Origin of the sequence: Ruminococcus sp., from assembly GCF_045129435.1 — a bacterium.
Taxonomy (GTDB): Bacteria; Bacillota; Clostridia; order Oscillospirales; family Acutalibacteraceae; genus Ruminococcoides.
The window spans coordinates 1-17,511 of the sequence record NZ_JBGVJL010000184.1 but is presented as its reverse complement, the minus strand read 5'-3'; the positions used below and the strand labels follow the sequence as shown (position 1 = coordinate 17,511).

Below are 17,511 nucleotides of genomic sequence, written 5' to 3'. Positions count from 1 at the left end.
AATACCGCTTAAAATGGTTCTGTCTGTGCCTGTTCCGTCATCAAGAGTGAACTGTAACAGTTTCTTTGACTTCGGTACTGCAACACACTCTTTAACCTTTACTGCGCGGAAATCTGACTTGCTGAATGTATCAAAGTCTACCATTTCCTCAAACAAAGGCTCAATCTTTACTTTAGAAAAATCAATCTTTTCAGACTCAGTTTTTACATTTTTTTCAGGTGCTTCAGAAGCTGTATTATTTACATCATTTTTCTTATTTACACCATCTAAGGACTTCATTGTGGGGAATAACAATACATCTCTGATAGCCGGTGAATCTGTGAGGAGCATAACAAGTCTGTCAATGCCGTAGCCGATACCGCCTGTTGGCGGCATACCTACTGAAAGAGCATTGAGGAAGTCCTCGTCTGTGTGGTTAGCTTCTTCATCACCGTTTGCAAAAGCCTCTTCCTGCTTAGCAAATCTTTCCCTCTGGTCGATTGGGTCATTAAGCTCAGAATAAGCGTTACACATTTCCCATGTATTAATGAAAAGCTCAAATCTTTCTACCTTTTCAGGATCGTCAGGCTTTTTCTTTGTAAGCGGAGAAATAGCAAGCGGATGATCCATAACGAATGTAGGCTGAATGAGATTCTTTTCGCAGAATTCTTCAAAGAAGAGGTTTACGATGTCGCCCTTTGTATGACGCTCTTCAAACTCAATATGATTTTCTCTTGCAAGAGCCTTAGCCTCTTCGTCTGTCTTAACCTCGTCAAAATCAATTCCTGCATACTTCTTGATGCAGTCAACCATTGTAATTCTCTCAAATGGCTTGCCAAAGTCAATTTCAATGCCGTTATATGTTATTACAGAGCTGCCGCATACCTTTTCTGCAAGATATTTAAACATACTCTCTGTAAGATCCATCATTCCATAGTAATCGGTATATGCCTGATAAAGCTCCATAAGAGTAAATTCAGGATTATGTCTTGTATCTACACCCTCGTTACGGAAAACTCGTCCGATTTCGTAAACCTTCTCAAGACCACCGACAATAAGTCTTTTAAGGTAAAGCTCAAGAGAAATACGGAGCTTTACATCTTCGTCAAGTGCATTGTAATGTGTTTCAAAAGGTCTTGCTGCCGCACCGCCCGCATTAGCAACGAGCATTGGAGTTTCAACCTCCATAAATCCTCTGTCGTCAAGGAAATTACGAATTTCTTTAATAATTTTTGAACGCTTTACAAAGGTATTCTTAACCTCAGGATTCATAATAAGGTCAACATAACGCTGTCTGTAACGAGTATCGGTGTTTGTAAGGCCGTGGTACTTTTCAGGGAGAATCTGAAGGCTCTTTGAAAGAAGTGTAACAGAGGTTGCGTGAATTGAAATTTCGCCTGTCTTTGTTTTGAACACTTCACCGTCAACACCAACGATGTCACCCATATCATACTTTTTAAAGTCCTTGTAGCTGTCCTCGCCAATATTATCTCTTGCTACATACACCTGAATTGTGCCCTTTAAGTCCTGAATATGGCAGAAAGAAGCCTTACCCATAACACGCTTAGACATAATTCTGCCGGCTAAAGAAACTGTTTTGCCCTCAAGTTCGTCAAAATTTTCCTTAACATCTGAGCTGTGGTGTGTAACATCATACTTAGTTATTTCAAACGGATTCTTGCCTGCTTCCTGCAAAGCCGCAAGCTTTTCACGGCGAACCTTTAAAAGATCACCGATATTTTCCGTATTCTGTGCCTGATTCTTCTCACTCATTATTTATATTTCCTTTCAACGCTTCTTACTTTGAAATCTCTAAAATTTTAAGACCCTGAACGCCGCCCGGAGTTTCAACCTCAACTACATCGCCAACGCTTCTTTCCATGAGAGCCTTACCGATTGGTGATTCGTCAGAAATAACGCCCTCTCTTGGGTTAATTCCGTTAGAGCCTGAACCAACAATTTTAAAAGACATCTGTCTGCCGTTTGAAACATACTCAACCTTTACTACAGAAGTAAGGTGAACATGTTCGTTTGAAGTGTTGCTCTCATCAATGATAACGGCATTTTTAAGAGTAGCCTCAACTGTTGCAATACGAGCCTCCAAAATAGCCTGCTCGTTTTTAGCGTCATCGTATTCGCTGTTCTCGGAAAGGTCGCCGTATGAGCGTGCAACCTTGATTTTTTCAGCAATTTCTTTTCGTTTTTCAGTTTGTAAAAATTCAAGTTCTTCTTCGTATTTTTTAACATCCTCAGCTGTAAGCATAATTTGTTTTGCTGCCATTATACATCGTCCTTTCAATAAGAAAAATGGAATCTGTAGAATCCTTTACATACTTTTTTATTATAAAATTTTTTATCGCTATTGTCAAGCAAATTGCGAAATATCGGCAATATTTTGCCTCAACAGAAAAAGGGAGAGAGCCCCTCCCCCTATTCCTCATTTTTGCAAAGCTTTTCAAACATTGCGTACAAAGATTTTGTGGTTTGTGTTGTAGAAAAATTACCGCACATTGTCGGCACTATTGAACCCAAGCTGTACTGTCTGCCAATCGAATACAATGCTGAACAAAAATACTCGGTTTCGATTTCCTGAGGCTTAATTCTGTCAAAGCCGTTCGGCATTTTAAAGTAATACTTATAATAAACCTCGCCGAGCACCTCTGCTTTTGGTCTGCCGTTAGTCAAAATCAAAGTATTCTCATTTGATGAAAATGTTTTTTCAATCGTGCGTGGAGCAATTATAAGCTGACAGCGTTCAAGCTCCTCACTTCTCTTTGTCACCACCGAGCAAGCACCCAGATTTTCCATTATCTGCTCGTTTTCATCATAGTAAATATCCGGACAATCGGTAACTACTGTAACATCTGATGAATACTGCATAGCGTATTGCAAAAAGTCACTGTCCTTGCCGTCAGGATCGTAGATTCCGATTTTTATTTTTTCTGAAAAGTCACACATAGAGAGCAAGCATATTGCAAGATTAGTGCAAAGTCTTGCTGAAAAATCCGAATTTTCAAATCTTTTGAATTTACTTTCAGGCGGAAACTCAAGCTTATCGGAACATACCATTCTGTTTCTGCTGTCGCCGATAATTTTTTCAAGCTTTTCAAATCGTGGCTTTCTGCCGTAAGAAATATATGTAATGTGCTTGAGATACACTCCCCTTGCCCTTTTCACCTGCACCACAGCTCTGTCACGCTTGAGCCTGTCGGCAATTCCCTTTATGCCTTTTCTTCGTTCGTGCCTTTTAACAGTCAATGCCGTAAGCATAAAAAATCCCTCCGCATAGCTTTTTATAAAGTATATGCAAAGGGATTGATTTTATTATTAATTATGATTGAAACTCTGTCATCGGGTTGTACTTAACACCGTTGAGTCTGGTTTCAAAATGAAGGTGTGCACCTGTTGAATGACCTGTTGAGCCGACAAAGCCGATAACCTGTCCCTGGTAAACCTTTTGACCGGTATATACCATAGTTGTAGAAAGGTGACCGTAAACAGTCATTTTACCGTCATCGTGAGCAATCATTACATAGTTGCCGTAGCCACCGCCACAGCCGCAAGAGCCGTCTTTACCCCAGTTATGGTAGCAACCGTTGTAAGAATCAATAACTACACCGTCTTTAGCGGCTACAACATCAGCACCCATAATTCCTGCGTCTGCAATATCAATCGCACCGTGGTTATATGAGCCTCTGTCCTCGTTCCATTCAGAAGTAAGGTTATAGTAGCCCGGGCAAGGCCATACAAAGCCTGACGGAGAAATATCGAGATCATCGTGAATTGTGCCCGATGAACTGCCGCTATTTGAATTGCCGTTTGAGCTGTTGTTGCTATTATTCTGTCTTTCCTGCTCGGCACGCTCTGCCTCAAGTCTTGCCTTTTCAGCATAGTAATCAGAAATAGCTTTTTCAATATCTTCACTTTCCAATGCACCATTCTGAATTTCACTTGATGCCTTGTCACTTGTTGAATAAAGTCCTGCAAGAAGCTCTTTATTTTCTTCAAGAATTTTATTAAGCTCCTGCTGATCAGCTTCAAGTGAAGCCTCCTCAGCTTCAAGAGTAGTCATATCATCTTCAAGCTCTGCCTTTTCCTGAGAAATTTGCTCAAGGTCACTCTGAATTGAATTAATAAGCTTGTTGTCATAATCTGAAAGTGCCTCTACAAGCTCCATTTTATCAAGGAAATCAGAAAAACTCTTTGCACCGAAAATAATCTCAAGGTCGGTTGCATTGCCTGCCATATAGATATTTCTCAGTCTGTTGCGAAGTGTGTTCATCTGGTCTGCTATGCCCTGATTTGCCTCATCAATAGCAGTCTGCTTGTCCTGAATTCTCTGATTGAGATCGTTAATGCTCTGATGGCTGAGTTCAATCTTATCATCAAGCACCTGAACCTTGTTTACAAGAGCGTTTACATACTCCTCCTGATCTGCAATGTTCTCTTTTGTTTTTTCAAGAATCTGCTGATACCTGTCACTCTGAGCCTGAAGCTCCTGTCGTCTGTTTTCAAGAGCGTCAATGTCATTAGGGTCAATCGTGGTTGCCTGTGTTGCCTCAGTTGCCGCCTCAGAAGAAGCCTGCTCCTCAGCGAATACCGTATAAGCAGAAAAAGCAAGAACACAAACACTCAGGACTGCACAAAGTACAGCTTTGAATCTTTTCTTAGTAATTTGCATTAAATATACTCCTTTGTTTTACCAGCCAAGAATTTCATTGCCTTCCATTTTCAGATACTTACGCATTGAAATAAAGCTGCCAAATGCACCTATCAGCATACCTGCGACTACAAAAATACCGCCGACCTGCCAGCATACATCTGAGAATGGGATTGTTGAAATTTTTACAAATGAATTTACTGCTGTCACTACGCCTTCATATACCACATAAAGCACACCTGTGCCTATTACTGCGGATATAAAACCAAGCACCATACCCTCAACTACAAACGGCAGTCGAACAAATGCGTTGGTAGCACCAACAGATTTCATAATGCTAATCTCAAATCTTCTGGAATACATTGTTGTTCTGATTGTATTGGCAATAATGAACAACGAAATAATAGTAAGTGCAACAACTATTGCCAAGCTTATGTAGCTTACAAGGTTGCTGATGTCGGTAAGCTTGCGTGCAAGCTCACTGCGGTTATTAATAGAATCAACGCCGTCAACCTTTAAGATAGCGTCAATAGTCTTGTCATACTGCGACAAATCGTCCATTGCCACTATGTAAGCGTCAGGCAATGGGTTGTTGTCACCGTTTACATTTTCAAATACAGCCTCCGGAAGTGAATCCTTAAATTCGTTAATAGCGTCTTCCTTAGGGTAGTATTTTACAGAAGTGATATTGTCGAGATTTTCAAGATTTTTGCCAACATAAACCGCCTCAAGGTCAGAAAGACCGTCTTTGAGATAAACCGTAGTTTCATTGGTTTTGCCGACAGAATCAACCTCTTTTTCTATATTTACTGAAATCAGCTCAGCCGCACCTGTAAGCACAAGACAGCTTACAAGCACACATATTGACGCAATACTCATAATTCTGTTGCTCCATATGCTTCTAAAGCCTTCTTTTATCAAATAGCCAAAGCCACTCATATTATGTTCCTTTCTTTTTAGTCTGGAACGACATCTGTATCGGGCAAGGTTTCGTTTGATTTCTTGCCAAGGGCAATACCCTCAATAATTTCATCAACATCCTCGTACTGTGCATCATATGCAAGTGCAGCCTCAGGATTGTTAGTGTCGCTCTTTACTCTGCCATGGTCAATAACGATTACACGCTTGTTAAACTGCCTTACAAGCTCATGTTCGTGAGTAACAACAAGCACAGTTGTTCCCATATCGTTGATTTCACTCAAAAGCTGGATAATATCGTGTGACATTTCAGGGTCAACATTACCGGTCGGTTCGTCAGCAATGATAATTTCAGGATTATTTACCAATGCTCTTGCAAGACTCACACGCTGCTGCTCACCGCCTGAAAGCTCACTTGGCTTATTTTTCATTTTATTTTTAAGTCCGACAAGCTCAAGAATGTACGGAACTCGTTTTTTAATTGATGATGCACTCGCACCGATTGCTCGCATTGCAAAGGCTACATTATCAAAAACATTCATCTTATCAATAAGTCTGAAGTCCTGAAAAACTATACCCATATGACGACGAAGATACGGAACTTTTCTGCGACGCAATTTTGTTATATTAAGATTATTCACGATGATTTCACCGGAAGACGGACTTTCCTCGTGCATAATCAGCTTTAAAAACGTACTTTTACCTGCTCCCGAAGCACCCACAATAAACGCAAACTCGCCCTTATCAATATGTATCGAAACATCATAAAGTGCGTGAGTGCCATTAGGATAGGTTTTAGATACATTGTTAAAATCTATCATAAATTTCACCTTTATTACAAATTATACATATATTTTGTATATTTTGCGTAGTAGAATACAATATTTTGTAATAATTTGACAGTTTAATTCTAAAAAGTCAAAATGCTCTGCACTATCAGAAAATCAGAAGTGCAGAGCCATATTAAATTTGCTAAAATCAATACTTTGCAGGACTTGCGTTAAGGTATTTCTTAACCATAAGTGCTACCTTAAATACGATAGCATCCTCAAACTCACGAAGGTCAAGACCTGTGAGTTTTTTAATTTTTTCAAGTCTGTAAACAAGTGTATTTCTATGAACAAAAAGCTTTCTTGATGTTTCAGAAACATTGAGGTTGTTTTCAAAGAAACGCTGAATTGTAAAGAGCGTTTCCTGGTCGAGGCTCTCGATTGAACCACGCTTGAAAACTTCTTTTAAGAACATCTCACAAAGAGTTGTAGGAAGCTGATAAATAAGACGGGCAATACCGAGGTTGTCATAGCTTACGATAGTACGCTCTGTATCAAATACCTTGGCAACTTCAAGTGCACTCTGTGCCTCCTTGAATGAACGGGCAAGATCCTTGATGCCTGTAACAGTTGTACCGATACCAACTACGCAATGTGTGTAGAACTCACTTGAAAGTGTGTCTGAAATAGAGCTTGCAAGCTTTTCAAGGTCACGGCTCTCTGTGTCAGGCTTAATTTCCTTAACAAGTGCAATCTCGTACTCGTTAATGTTGATAACAAAGTCCTTTGACTTGTCCGGGAAAAGGTTCTGGATAATATCATATGCAGAAACATCTGTTTTTGAAATAATTTTAATAAGAAGACAAACTCTTGAAACTTCGCTGTTAAAGTGAAGCTCTCTTGCCTTAAGATAGATGTCACCCGGAAGAATGTTGTCGAGAATTACATTCTTGATGAAATTTGAGCGATCATACTTTTCGTCATAATACTGCTTAATGCTTGCAAAAGAAACAGAAAGGAGCTGAGCGTACTTCTGAGCATATTCGTCCGTTCCCTGAACAAATACAGCATAATCATACTTAGCGTTGCTGCCAAATGACTTGTATGTATAGCCATTGATTACAAAAGGAGCTGTAGAGCTTAAAGTTTCAGAATTGACGCTTTCGTTTACCTCGCCAATTTTGCCAAGCTCTGAGCAGGCTATAACAACAGAAGTTTCGTCAATAACACCTATTGTTCTGTCGATTGCATCTTTCATCTGGTGTACAATACCCTGGAATAATCTGTTTGACATTTTATTTACCTCTTTTTCTAAGCAAATATTCATATAATTGTAAGCATATTATTCAGGCACATTTTTGCAAAGGGCAAACTAAAAAATACATAAAACATAAAATATATGTAATTTTTGCAGAATAGGCCTTTTTAGCAAAAATTCTTATAATAAGAGCCTAAAGAATTAATATAATTAAAATACAATATATCTCTTATATACATATTACACAAAAACGAGAAAAAAATCAACCTCTATTTTCAAATTTCTTTATTTTTTTTATAGATTTTGCATAATAGACTAAAAGTTACAAAATCGATAACAATATTAAACAAATTTAACCTTTATATTTTAGTGATTTAATATAAAATACGATTTTTTATTAATGGCAGAGGAAATTTTTGTTTGCTAAGAAAATAAAATTTAGGTCGAGCCTTTTTAGGCTTTAAATAAAAATTGTGATAACATTGATAAATTATGGTTTAGCAACGGTCAGGAAATTTTCTTTAAATTAGCACAGACTTTATACCCGAAAATAAAATTTAGGTCCACCCTTTTTAAAGGGTGGTGGGTGTGGCAAAGCCCACAATATTTTAAACTAACACAAGGTTTTGATAGCCAAACAGCAGGCTGTTTGGCGGCTTGAACGCAATAGTGAAAGCTTTATAACTGCGATAGCAGCACAAAAAGCCATTCTTCTTTATTATTTATTAATGAAGTATTTCTTTTTAAAGGCTGTCGCCTGTTTTTATCTAACTTTGCTTTAGCACACAAACAGCGTTGCTGTTTGTGCCTGAAAATTTGCAATAAACACAACTTTTCTTGGGCTTTGCCCAAACCCACGAGCCTTTAAAAAGGCTCGACCTAAATTTCTTTGTCCGAGCAGAAAGCATAGGCAATCTTAATACTTTTAATTCCCGACTGTTACTAAGTTATTGTCGGGAACAAAATAATTATTATTTTGCAAGCTATCTTCTCGTAATAAAAACCATAATTTACCCAACTATTGAAATAGAGCCTAAATTTAATAAGATTACCCCATAAAGTTCAAAACAAAAAGGCGGAGCATAAAGCTCCGCCATAAAAGTTTAAAATCAGTTAATGATTGTACGCTCTGTTTCCTTGTCGAAGATATGAAGCTTGTCAAGTTCAAAAGCAACCTTAATGCTGTCGCCAGGCTTAGCAGTTGAAGTTGGCTCAACTCTTGCTGTTACAGGGATACCACCGATGTTTACATAGAGGTAAATCTCAGCACCCATAAGCTCAGTTACATCAACATTACAATCAACAACACCGTTATCGCTTGTGCACTTAGCGAGGAACTCAGGCTCATCGTGAACATGCTCAGGACGAATACCGAATACTACTTCCTTGCCTACATATGGATCAAGTACGCCGCCCTTAGCCTTTTCAGAAGGAACGATAACCTGATACTTATCAAAGCAAAGTGCATACTCAGAACCAACCTTCTTGAGTGTAGCGTCAATGAAGTTCATCTGTGGTGAACCAATGAAGCCTGCAACGAATGTATTAACAGGAATATCATAAAGGTGCTGAGGAGTGTCAACCTGCTGAATAAGACCGTCTTTCATAACAACGATACGGTCAGCCATTGTCATAGCTTCAGTCTGGTCATGAGTTACATAGATAAATGTTGTACCAAGTCTCTGATAGAGCTTAGAAATCTCTGTTCTCATCTGAGCACGAAGCTTAGCGTCAAGGTTTGAAAGTGGCTCGTCAAGTAAGAATACCTTAGGGTCACGAACGATAGCACGACCAAGAGCAACACGCTGTCTCTGACCACCTGAAAGAGCCTTTGGCTTTCTGTCGAGGTACTGCTCAATACCGAGGATACGAGCTGCTTCCTCTACTCTTCTCTTAATCTCCTCCTTAGGAGTTTTACGGAGCTTAAGACCAAATGCCATGTTATCATATACTGTCATATGTGGATAGAGAGCGTAGTTCTGGAATACCATTGCAATATCTCTGTCCTTAGGTGCAACATCGTTTGCGAGCATATCGCCGATGTAAAGTTCACCCTTTGAAATATCCTCAAGGCCTGCGATCATACGAAGAGTTGTTGACTTACCACAACCGGAAGGACCTACGAGAATGATGAATTCCTTGTCTGCAATTTCAAGGTTAAAATCTGTTACGGCTGTAACGCCGCCGTCATAGATTTTGTAGATGTGTCTTAAAGATACATTTGCCATTTTTATAAACCTCCAATAATCCGATGAAGCAAAAAACCGAAAATCTATATAAAATATAAGAAAATACTGTTTTGCTTTATTACAGTTAATAATATATCACTTTTATGCTTTTTTTACTATACCGATTTTGACTAAAATTCTGGTCGTTATTTTATTTAATTCAGCGACCGAATAAAAAAAGTACTTCTATTTTAGTACATTTTGCCCATAAAGATTGACAACTTGTCTAATTCTGACAGTGTTTTACAACTCCCTATAGGCAAATTGCCATCCAAATACAAATTACCTATTGATATTCGTTTAAGGTGCACAACATTTTTTCCACATACGGCAAACATTTTCTTTACCTGGTGGAATTTACCCTCACAAATCGTCACAACAGCGGTTGTTTTTGCAGGATTTTTGCTGTCTATTTCCAATTTTCCGGGCAAACACCTTGTTCCGTCAGCAAAAACTATGCCTTGTTCAAATTTTTCTATCATATCGTCCGTAATTTCGCCATCAAGCTCCGCTATATACTTTTTTTCTACATGTTTTTTAGGCGAGAGCATATTATGAGCAAATTCGCCGTCATTTGTAATAATTAAAAGTCCCTCGGTATCCTTGTCCAGTCTGCCGGCAGGAAACAATCCCGGACGCTGAAAATCTTTAGGCAAAAGGTCAATTACGGTTTCTGCCCTCTTGTCGTTGCTCGCAGAAAGAACTCCCGCAGGCTTGTTCATCATTATGTACACATATTTGCTGTACAAAAGCGGTTGTCCGCTTACAGTAATGTCGTCAGCCACAGCATTCACCTTGTGTTGTGGCTGTCTGATACATTCTCCGTTCACGCAGACTGCACCGTCTTTTATGAGCTTTTGCACTTCTTTTCGACTGCCTACATTTTGCGAAACCAGAATTTTATCAAGTCTGTCCATTATGCCTTCCTTTCTGCTAAAAAAGCGGTAAATATTCCTCGCCATATATTCCGCTTGCAATGTGACCTCCGATTACTCGGTTTTTATACACAAGAATAACTGCCACCTTACCGTTATCAATGCTGTATGTATAGCGTTTTACCGCTTTTCCTGCATATTTACTCAAATCAAATCCGCATTTTTTCTGCAGCTCGTTGTATTCATTATACACGCTGTTAAAGTTTTGCGGAATAAACACATCGTCTGCCGTTTCATTTGTGACATTTATACCTGCCTGCTGAAAAAAGCTGAGTCTTTCAGCATTATTTTTTGCTTTAAGTGAATAGCTTTCCGAATTAATTTCCGTAAAATCCGCCACTGGCGTGAGGTCTGCATTTGCAAGGAATATCACAGCGGTAATCACAAGCAAAACCGCAGCTATACAAATTATAAAACGTTTCTTTTTCAAGCGTAATACAAACATTTTTGCACCTCCATATACACCTATGTATATGAAAGCTGTCGGCTTAAATTGCTTAAATCAAATCATAAATTTCAAGCGGTGTGTCAGCAAAAACTTTTCCGCCTGCCTCTGCCATTTTTTCAAAATCACCATAGCCGTATTTTGCACCGACAAAGTCAATGCCTGTCTGCACAGCACCCTTCGCATCATAGAAAGTATCGCCGATAATTACAGCGTTTTCTCTGTCTTTTTCAAGGCTTGTGCCAAGAGAATTCAAAGCATACGGAATCAAATCTTTTTTGTCTTTTCTGCTGCCGTCAAGAGTAGAACCGCAAACTGCGTCAAAATATTCGGTAAGTCCTAAAATTTCAATTATTTCTTTAGCGAATAATTCATATTTTGATGAACAAACTGCAATTTTCTTGCCGTCTGCCTTTATTTTTTTGAGAAGCTCCTCCACCCCATCATAGGCGGTATTTACAAACTTGCCCTTTGTATTATAAATTTCTCTGTAAGCCTCCACACCCTGCACGCTTTCATCATAGGTAAAATGGCATACATTCAAGAATGTATCCAAAAGCGGTGGGCCAATATATAAAGTATAATCGCTAAGATCAGGCACAGGCTTGCCCATTGCTTTTATGGCATTTTCAAGTGAATACTGTATTCCCTCTGCACTTTTGCTTATTGTGCCGTCAAGGTCAAAAAGTATGTAATCATGCTTAACCATTGAATTTTTCATCTGCCTTTTTCTGGAATTTTTCAGCCTTTACGCTAACTCTTGTGTGAGTGCCCTTGGCAATAATTCCTTTTGCATCACTTGCGGTAACTTCAAAATTAAAAAATCTGCCGTCATTTTCCTTTAAAACAGCGGTTACCGAAATTTCTGCACCAAGCGGAGTTGGGCTTGTATGCTCAATAGAAATAGCAGTGCCTACAGTTGTAAGCTCTTCATTATCAAGAATTTCTTCACAAAGCTCAAACGCTGCATTTTCCATAAGTGCAACCACAGCAGGAGTAGCAAGCACGGCAAGTCCGCCGCTGCCCATTGATACGGCAAGCTGTTCTTCTTCAACTTTTATTGATTTAGTAAGAGTTTTTTCTTCCATAATAATCACCTTTCCCTGTTGTCTATCACGAAAAATTGTGATATACTTATTATTATGATACAATAAAAATATTGATAAGGCAAGTATACCAATCAATTTTGAGGAGTAAAAGATAATGAAATTAGGCATTGTAGGTTTACCGAATGTTGGTAAAAGCACACTTTTTAACGCAATCACAAACGCAGGTGCACAAAGTGCAAACTATCCGTTCTGCACCATTGAGCCGAATGTCGGCGTTGTGGCAGTTCCCGACAAGCGTCTTGTCAAGCTTGCAGAGATGTACGACCCCGACAAATACACTCCTGCGTCAATCGAATTTGTTGACATTGCAGGTCTTGTAAAGGGTGCCTCAAAGGGCGAGGGACTCGGCAACAAATTCCTCTCTAACATCCGTGAGTGCGACGCTATCGTGCATGTTGTGCGCTGCTTTGAAAACGACGACATTATTCATGTTGAAGGCTCCATTGACCCTGCAAGAGATATTGAAACAATAAATCTTGAGCTTATTTTATCAGATGTTGAAATGCTTGAGCGTAAAATTGAAAGAACTCAGAAAATGCTCAAGGGCGACAAGAAATATCAAAAGGACATTGATTTCTACAAGCGTGTTCTTGAGGCTCTTGAGGCAGGCAAGCCTGCAAGAAGTGTTGAGTGTGACGAGGACGAGGCACTTTTGCTTTCAGATGTTGCATTGCTCACAACTAAGCCTGTAATTTACGCTGCAAATATGAGCGAGGACGATTTCTCAAACGGTCTTGACTCTAACGAGGGTTATAAGGCTGTACAGAAAATTGCCGCTGAGGAAAAAGCCGGTGTTCTCCCGATTTGTGCTGAAATTGAGGCTGAAATCGTAGAAATGGACAAGGAAGAAAAGGAACTTTTCCTTTCAGATATGGGACTTGAGCAGAGCGGTCTTGACAGACTTATAAGCGAATGCTACTCACTTCTCGGTCTTATCTCCTACCTCACTGCCGGCAAGCAGGAAGTAAGAGCATGGACAATTAAGAAAGGTACAAAAGCACCACAGGCAGCAGGTAAGATTCATACTGACTTTGAGCGTGGATTTATTCGTGCCGAGGTAATAGCTTATGATGACCTCATTGCTTGCGGAAGTATGTCAGCCGCAAAGGAAAAAGGTCTTGTTCGCAGCGAGGGCAAAGAATATGTGATGAAAGACGGAGATGTAGTTCTCTTCAGATTCAATGTTTAATTAGTAAAAATGCAAAATCAGCCACCGTTTAGTGCGGTGGCTTTGTTGTAGGTGAATTTATGGAAATTAATAAGGATTACATATGGAATTATCTGAAAAACACCGACCTTCCAATAGTTCTTTACGGAATGGGTGACGGTGCAGACAAGGTACTTTCAGCGTTTGAAAAATATGATATTAAAGCAAGTGCAGTTATGGCAAGTGACGATTTTGTAAGAGGTCAGAGCTTTCGTGGCTTTACCGTAAAAAAGCTAAGTGAAATAGAAAGCGAATACTCGGACTTTATAATTGCCCTTTGCTTTGCTACTCAGTTGCCAGATGTTATGCAAAATATTTTTGAAATTGCAAAAAAGCACAAGGTAATTGTTCCGAGTGTACCTGCCTTTGGTGATGTGCTGTTTGACGAAGAATTTGTAACAAAAAACGCAGAAAGCATTTCAAATGCCCGCAATTTGCTTGCCGACAATTTGTCAAAAAAAGTTTTTGACAACACTCTTGAATTTTACAAGACAGGCGAATTATCTCTGCTTGATGGCATTACCACCGACAAAGACGAGGCTTTTTCGATTTTGTCACTCGGTGAAAACGAAACCTATGTTGACCTCGGTGCGTACAATGGTGATACGATAGACGAATTTTTGCACTACACAAACGGCAAATACAAGCATATAACCGCACTTGAACCAAACGCTAAAAACTACAGTAAACTGCAGGCTCATTGCTCTGAAATGGAAAGGCTTGAATTGTGGCAGCTTGGTGCATACAGTCACAACACAACTCTTTGCTTCAACAACAAAGCCGGACGAAACAGTGCAATCGTTGCCGAAAGCACCACAAAAACACCTGTTGCCGCTGTGGATACTATCCTTTGCGGCAGAGCCGCAACCTATGTTAAGGCTGATGTTGAGGGAGCTGACTTTGAAACTGTTTTAGGTATGAAAAATACGCTGAAAATGTTTAAGCCAAAGCTCAACTTTTCAGCGTATCATAGATTTGAAGATATTTTCAGACTGCCACTTTTAATCTCAGGTATCAATCCTGAATATAAAATTTATCTGCGACATCATCCGTATATCCCTGCATGGGATACCAATCTTTACTGTATTTGATTACTTCTTTGAAGAACCAAACTCGTTTAATATATCGTCAATTTCGCTTTCATCGGTTACTTTATCGGTGGAAGCGTATTTACTGTAATCAAAATCATCGTCATCATCAAGATCATAGCTTGGTACAGTCGGCTCAGCAGGAACGTTTTCAGCCTCAGCCGCTTTCTCGCTTACAAACTCTTCATTTCTGCGTTTTGCGGCAAGAAGTCTTTCCTCTGCCTCTGCTTCTGCCTCTGCCTCTGCTTTTTTACGCTTATCGCCAAAAGCAATGTCACCGACAAACAAGCCGAAAATGCCTGAAATAAGGTAAGCTACCAAAAGAATGATATTTGTAAGGTGGAAACCGCCGTTATAAATAAGCATACTTGGAATAAAAACTACAGGTGCAATAAGTGTGAACAAAAAGTCCATACCATACTTTGAGCAATACATTGCCGCACATACTATTGCTGTGGCAGGAAATACAAAGTAGTAAGCTACTGTTGAAAATCCCTGCATTGACTTAGAAATAAAGATAAGCGGAACAAGCATATAGACTAAAAGAATTACCACACCGTACGGCAAATATTTTTTAACCAAACCGTTCATAAAAACCTCCGAATTTATTTATTATAATACTCATTCTATTATAACTAAAAATCGCAAAAAATCAAGAACATATGCAATATTTGTAAATTTGCATTAAAAAACGAGACTTGCTGTAAGCCTCGTTTTTATGTTTTATCTTAATTACTTGAGTCCCTCGGTAATTTCCTCGGTATAATCAGCTTTCTGTGACTCAACAAGCTCCTTGTACATAGCTGCCTTGTCGGTGTAGCCGTCAACATTACGGTAGTGGTACTCAAGGTTTGTGTCGCCTGAAATTGAAGCATTGTTCAAATCAACATTCTGAGTGCCGTCAGCATACTGCATAATGTCTGTAAATTTAACAGGGAAATAAACTGTAGTTTCGTCAAAAGCCTTTTTATCTTCAACGCTCTTTACCTTACCGCTGTAGATAATATAAATCTGGTTGTCGCCGTCCCAGTTCCAACCGCCGGCATCTTTTGTATAGAGAAAGTATGTGCCTTCAAATTTAAGGTCTGACACACTGATATACTTGCTTTCGCCGGCAAAATATGCGTTGATAACATCTTCTGTCTGCTTTTTCATAGAATTAAGTGTTTCTTCCTTAATATCTGCCGCCTTTGAAACATACCTGTCAACATCAGTACACTTAAAGTCCTTTGAAGTTGTAGTGAATACACAGCCGTAATCCTCTACAAAATACTCAGGGTCATTGCCTACTGTAACAGTGATTGTATCTCCGATTGCAATATCGTAGCTCTTGCTTAAATCATAATAAATATGCTCGTAAACCTCATCTGTTGAATTGTTTACAACCTTGGCATATACATTTGGCGATGTGCCTGAAAATTCAACTGTCACACCCTCAAACGGGTCAATTTTCTTGGTTTCCTTAAGTCCCTCAACTGTATATTCTGTAGGCTCTCCTACATACTCAATCTTGAACTTTGCTGCAGCCTCGTTATCATATTCAAAGCTAACCGTTACTGTGTCGCCATTTGAAAGACCGCTTGTTTTGTCAAGATCATAATCAAGGCTGTCTGCCATTTCGTAGTAATCTGAAATCAAGCTCCAAGCACCTTTTGAATTGTACGCATCTTTAAATGATGATGAAGCCTTGCTGAGATCCTCATAATATTTATCGTAATCAAAATCTATTGACGCTGTGCCGTATGCGTCATAGCCGTCATAATTTACTTTAATGTAATCGTTAAGATTAATCTTAGTTTTGTGAGTAACTACAAGAACTACAGTCACAATAATAATGATTAATAAAGCACAACCGCCGCCGATAATACCAAAAAGAAGCTTTTTGTTGATTGGTTTTTTAGGAGCAGGAGGATTTACACCTGTAGGCTGAAAATTCTGTGGCTGTGGGATATTTGCGTTCACCTGTGGCTCTGCCTGCGGAATTGCTGTGTTTACCTGTGACTCTTCCTGTGGGATTGCTGTGTTTTCCTGTGGCTGAACATTGTTCTGCTCATTGCCTTGTGATTTAACATTTGCACCGCAAAAAATGCAGAATTTGCTGTCATCTTTAATTTCTTTATTACAATTAGGACAAATCATTTTTATCCGCCTTTCTTTGCAAAAGCAAGATTATACGCTTTCACATAATTATCACATAAAATTATACTATTTCATATATCAAAAGTCAACAATTTATACGAATTGCCGGTGACAAAAAAGCCATAAGATTTATTTAAAAATTCATTGACAATGAACACAAAATACACTAAAATAAATATGTATGAGTTTATGAGCTTATACGAATTATTAAAAGAATTTGGGGTGAAAAATTAATGGACGCAGACGGTAATAAAGGCGGAGTACCTGGGCGAAGTTGCAAGAAAAAAGATGACCGCAGTTGCGTTCATTTTTTGTCGCTTCATCATTTATAAACTGAATACGGTGCTCGTCTTTACTCCCTAAACAGCTAAAGGAGGAAAGATGATGGAAACAGTTAAGGTTGGAATAACCGAAACTATCAGAGTGCTGCTTGAAGAAAAAAAGTTCAACACTCTGCGAGATATTCTTGTAACCCTCAAGCCATACGATATTGCCACAGTTTTTGAAGAGCTTCAGGACGAAAAAACTCCCCTGCTTTTCAGAATTTTGCCAAAAGAGCTCGCAGCCGAAACTTTCGTTGAAATGGACGATGAAACTCAGAAGCTTTTAATTCACGGATTCAGCGATACTGAGCTTAAAGAGGTTGTTGACGAGCTTTTTATTGACGATGTTGTTGACCTTGTTGAGGAAATGCCTGCAAATGTTGTAAAAAGAATTTTAAAGCAGGCAGACAAGGATACGAGAAAAACAATTAACGAACTGCTCAAATATCCCG

General features: G+C 39.1%; 17 protein-coding genes. 3 read left to right on the top strand and 14 right to left on the bottom strand.

The window, feature by feature from the left end:
* The 12 genes from lysS to ACJMMI_RS08495 all read right to left on the bottom strand — a co-directional run.
* Positions 1–1,752, bottom strand: a 1,752-nt coding sequence (gene lysS / locus ACJMMI_RS08550) for a lysine--tRNA ligase (protein ID WP_405354951.1), incomplete at its 3' end; no start/stop codon positions are given.
* A gap of 25 nt (positions 1,753–1,777) precedes the next feature.
* Positions 1,778–2,260, bottom strand: coding sequence for a transcription elongation factor GreA (gene greA / locus ACJMMI_RS08545; protein WP_405354949.1), 483 nt, complete (start codon positions 2,258–2,260; stop codon positions 1,778–1,780).
* Between the two features lie 149 nt (positions 2,261–2,409).
* Positions 2,410–3,249, bottom strand: a complete 840-nt coding sequence (locus ACJMMI_RS08540; protein WP_405354948.1) for a hypothetical protein — start codon at positions 3,247–3,249, stop codon at positions 2,410–2,412.
* A gap of 61 nt (positions 3,250–3,310) precedes the next feature.
* Positions 3,311–4,660 (bottom strand): murein hydrolase activator EnvC family protein, encoded by a 1,350-nt coding sequence (locus ACJMMI_RS08535; protein WP_405354947.1) that lies wholly within the window; start codon positions 4,658–4,660, stop codon positions 3,311–3,313.
* An 18-nt stretch (positions 4,661–4,678) separates the two neighbouring features.
* Positions 4,679–5,578, bottom strand: a complete 900-nt coding sequence (ftsX, locus tag ACJMMI_RS08530; RefSeq protein ID WP_405354945.1) for a permease-like cell division protein FtsX — start codon at positions 5,576–5,578, stop codon at positions 4,679–4,681.
* A gap of 17 nt (positions 5,579–5,595) precedes the next feature.
* The gene (gene ftsE / locus ACJMMI_RS08525) at positions 5,596–6,378 is read right to left on the bottom strand and encodes a cell division ATP-binding protein FtsE (protein ID WP_405354944.1); all 783 of its coding nucleotides are present in this window, start codon (positions 6,376–6,378) and stop codon (positions 5,596–5,598) included.
* A 157-nt stretch (positions 6,379–6,535) separates the two neighbouring features.
* Positions 6,536–7,621 carry a PucR family transcriptional regulator gene (locus ACJMMI_RS08520; protein WP_405354943.1) on the bottom strand — a complete coding sequence of 362 codons (1,086 nt, stop codon included), beginning with the start codon at positions 7,619–7,621 and terminating at the stop codon, positions 6,536–6,538.
* 1,073 nt (positions 7,622–8,694) lie between these two features.
* Entirely contained in the window at positions 8,695–9,813 is a 1,119-nt protein-coding gene (locus ACJMMI_RS08515; protein ID WP_405354942.1) for an ABC transporter ATP-binding protein, read from the bottom strand.
* Positions 9,814–10,004: 191 nt separating this feature from the next.
* Positions 10,005–10,730, bottom strand: coding sequence for a pseudouridine synthase (locus ACJMMI_RS08510; protein WP_405354941.1), 726 nt, complete (start codon positions 10,728–10,730; stop codon positions 10,005–10,007).
* 16 nt (positions 10,731–10,746) lie between these two features.
* A complete protein-coding gene (locus ACJMMI_RS08505; protein ID WP_405354940.1) occupies positions 10,747–11,193 on the bottom strand; it encodes a DUF4830 domain-containing protein in 447 nt (148 codons plus the stop codon).
* Between the two features lie 52 nt (positions 11,194–11,245).
* The gene (locus ACJMMI_RS08500) at positions 11,246–11,914 is read right to left on the bottom strand and encodes an HAD hydrolase-like protein (RefSeq protein WP_405354939.1); all 669 of its coding nucleotides are present in this window, start codon (positions 11,912–11,914) and stop codon (positions 11,246–11,248) included.
* Entirely contained in the window at positions 11,895–12,281 is a 387-nt protein-coding gene (locus ACJMMI_RS08495; RefSeq protein WP_405354938.1) for a thioesterase family protein, read from the bottom strand. The genes ACJMMI_RS08500 and ACJMMI_RS08495 overlap by 20 nt, the downstream gene beginning before the upstream one ends.
* A 115-nt stretch (positions 12,282–12,396) precedes the next feature.
* On the opposite strand from ACJMMI_RS08495, the gene ychF reads away from it, so the two are divergent.
* A complete protein-coding gene (gene ychF / locus ACJMMI_RS08490) occupies positions 12,397–13,491 on the top strand; it encodes a redox-regulated ATPase YchF (protein WP_405354937.1) in 1,095 nt (364 codons plus the stop codon).
* A gap of 59 nt (positions 13,492–13,550) precedes the next feature.
* Positions 13,551–14,600: an FkbM family methyltransferase gene (locus ACJMMI_RS08485; protein WP_405354936.1), complete on the top strand. Its 1,050-nt coding sequence runs from the start codon at positions 13,551–13,553 to the stop codon at positions 14,598–14,600.
* On the opposite strand, the gene ACJMMI_RS08480 is transcribed toward ACJMMI_RS08485, so the two are convergent.
* Both ACJMMI_RS08480 and ACJMMI_RS08475 read right to left on the bottom strand, forming a co-directional pair.
* Positions 14,601–15,188 carry a hypothetical protein gene (locus tag ACJMMI_RS08480; protein ID WP_405354934.1) on the bottom strand — a complete coding sequence of 196 codons (588 nt, stop codon included), beginning with the start codon at positions 15,186–15,188 and terminating at the stop codon, positions 14,601–14,603.
* 141 nt (positions 15,189–15,329) lie between these two features.
* On the bottom strand, positions 15,330–16,736 hold the full coding sequence (locus tag ACJMMI_RS08475; RefSeq protein ID WP_405354932.1) for a zinc ribbon domain-containing protein: 1,407 nt from the start codon (positions 16,734–16,736) through the stop codon (positions 15,330–15,332).
* A 384-nt stretch (positions 16,737–17,120) separates the two neighbouring features.
* On the opposite strand from ACJMMI_RS08475, the gene ACJMMI_RS08470 reads away from it, so the two are divergent.
* The coding region (locus ACJMMI_RS08470; protein ID WP_405354931.1) for a magnesium transporter MgtE N-terminal domain-containing protein at positions 17,121–17,511 on the top strand (391 nt) is incomplete at its 3' end.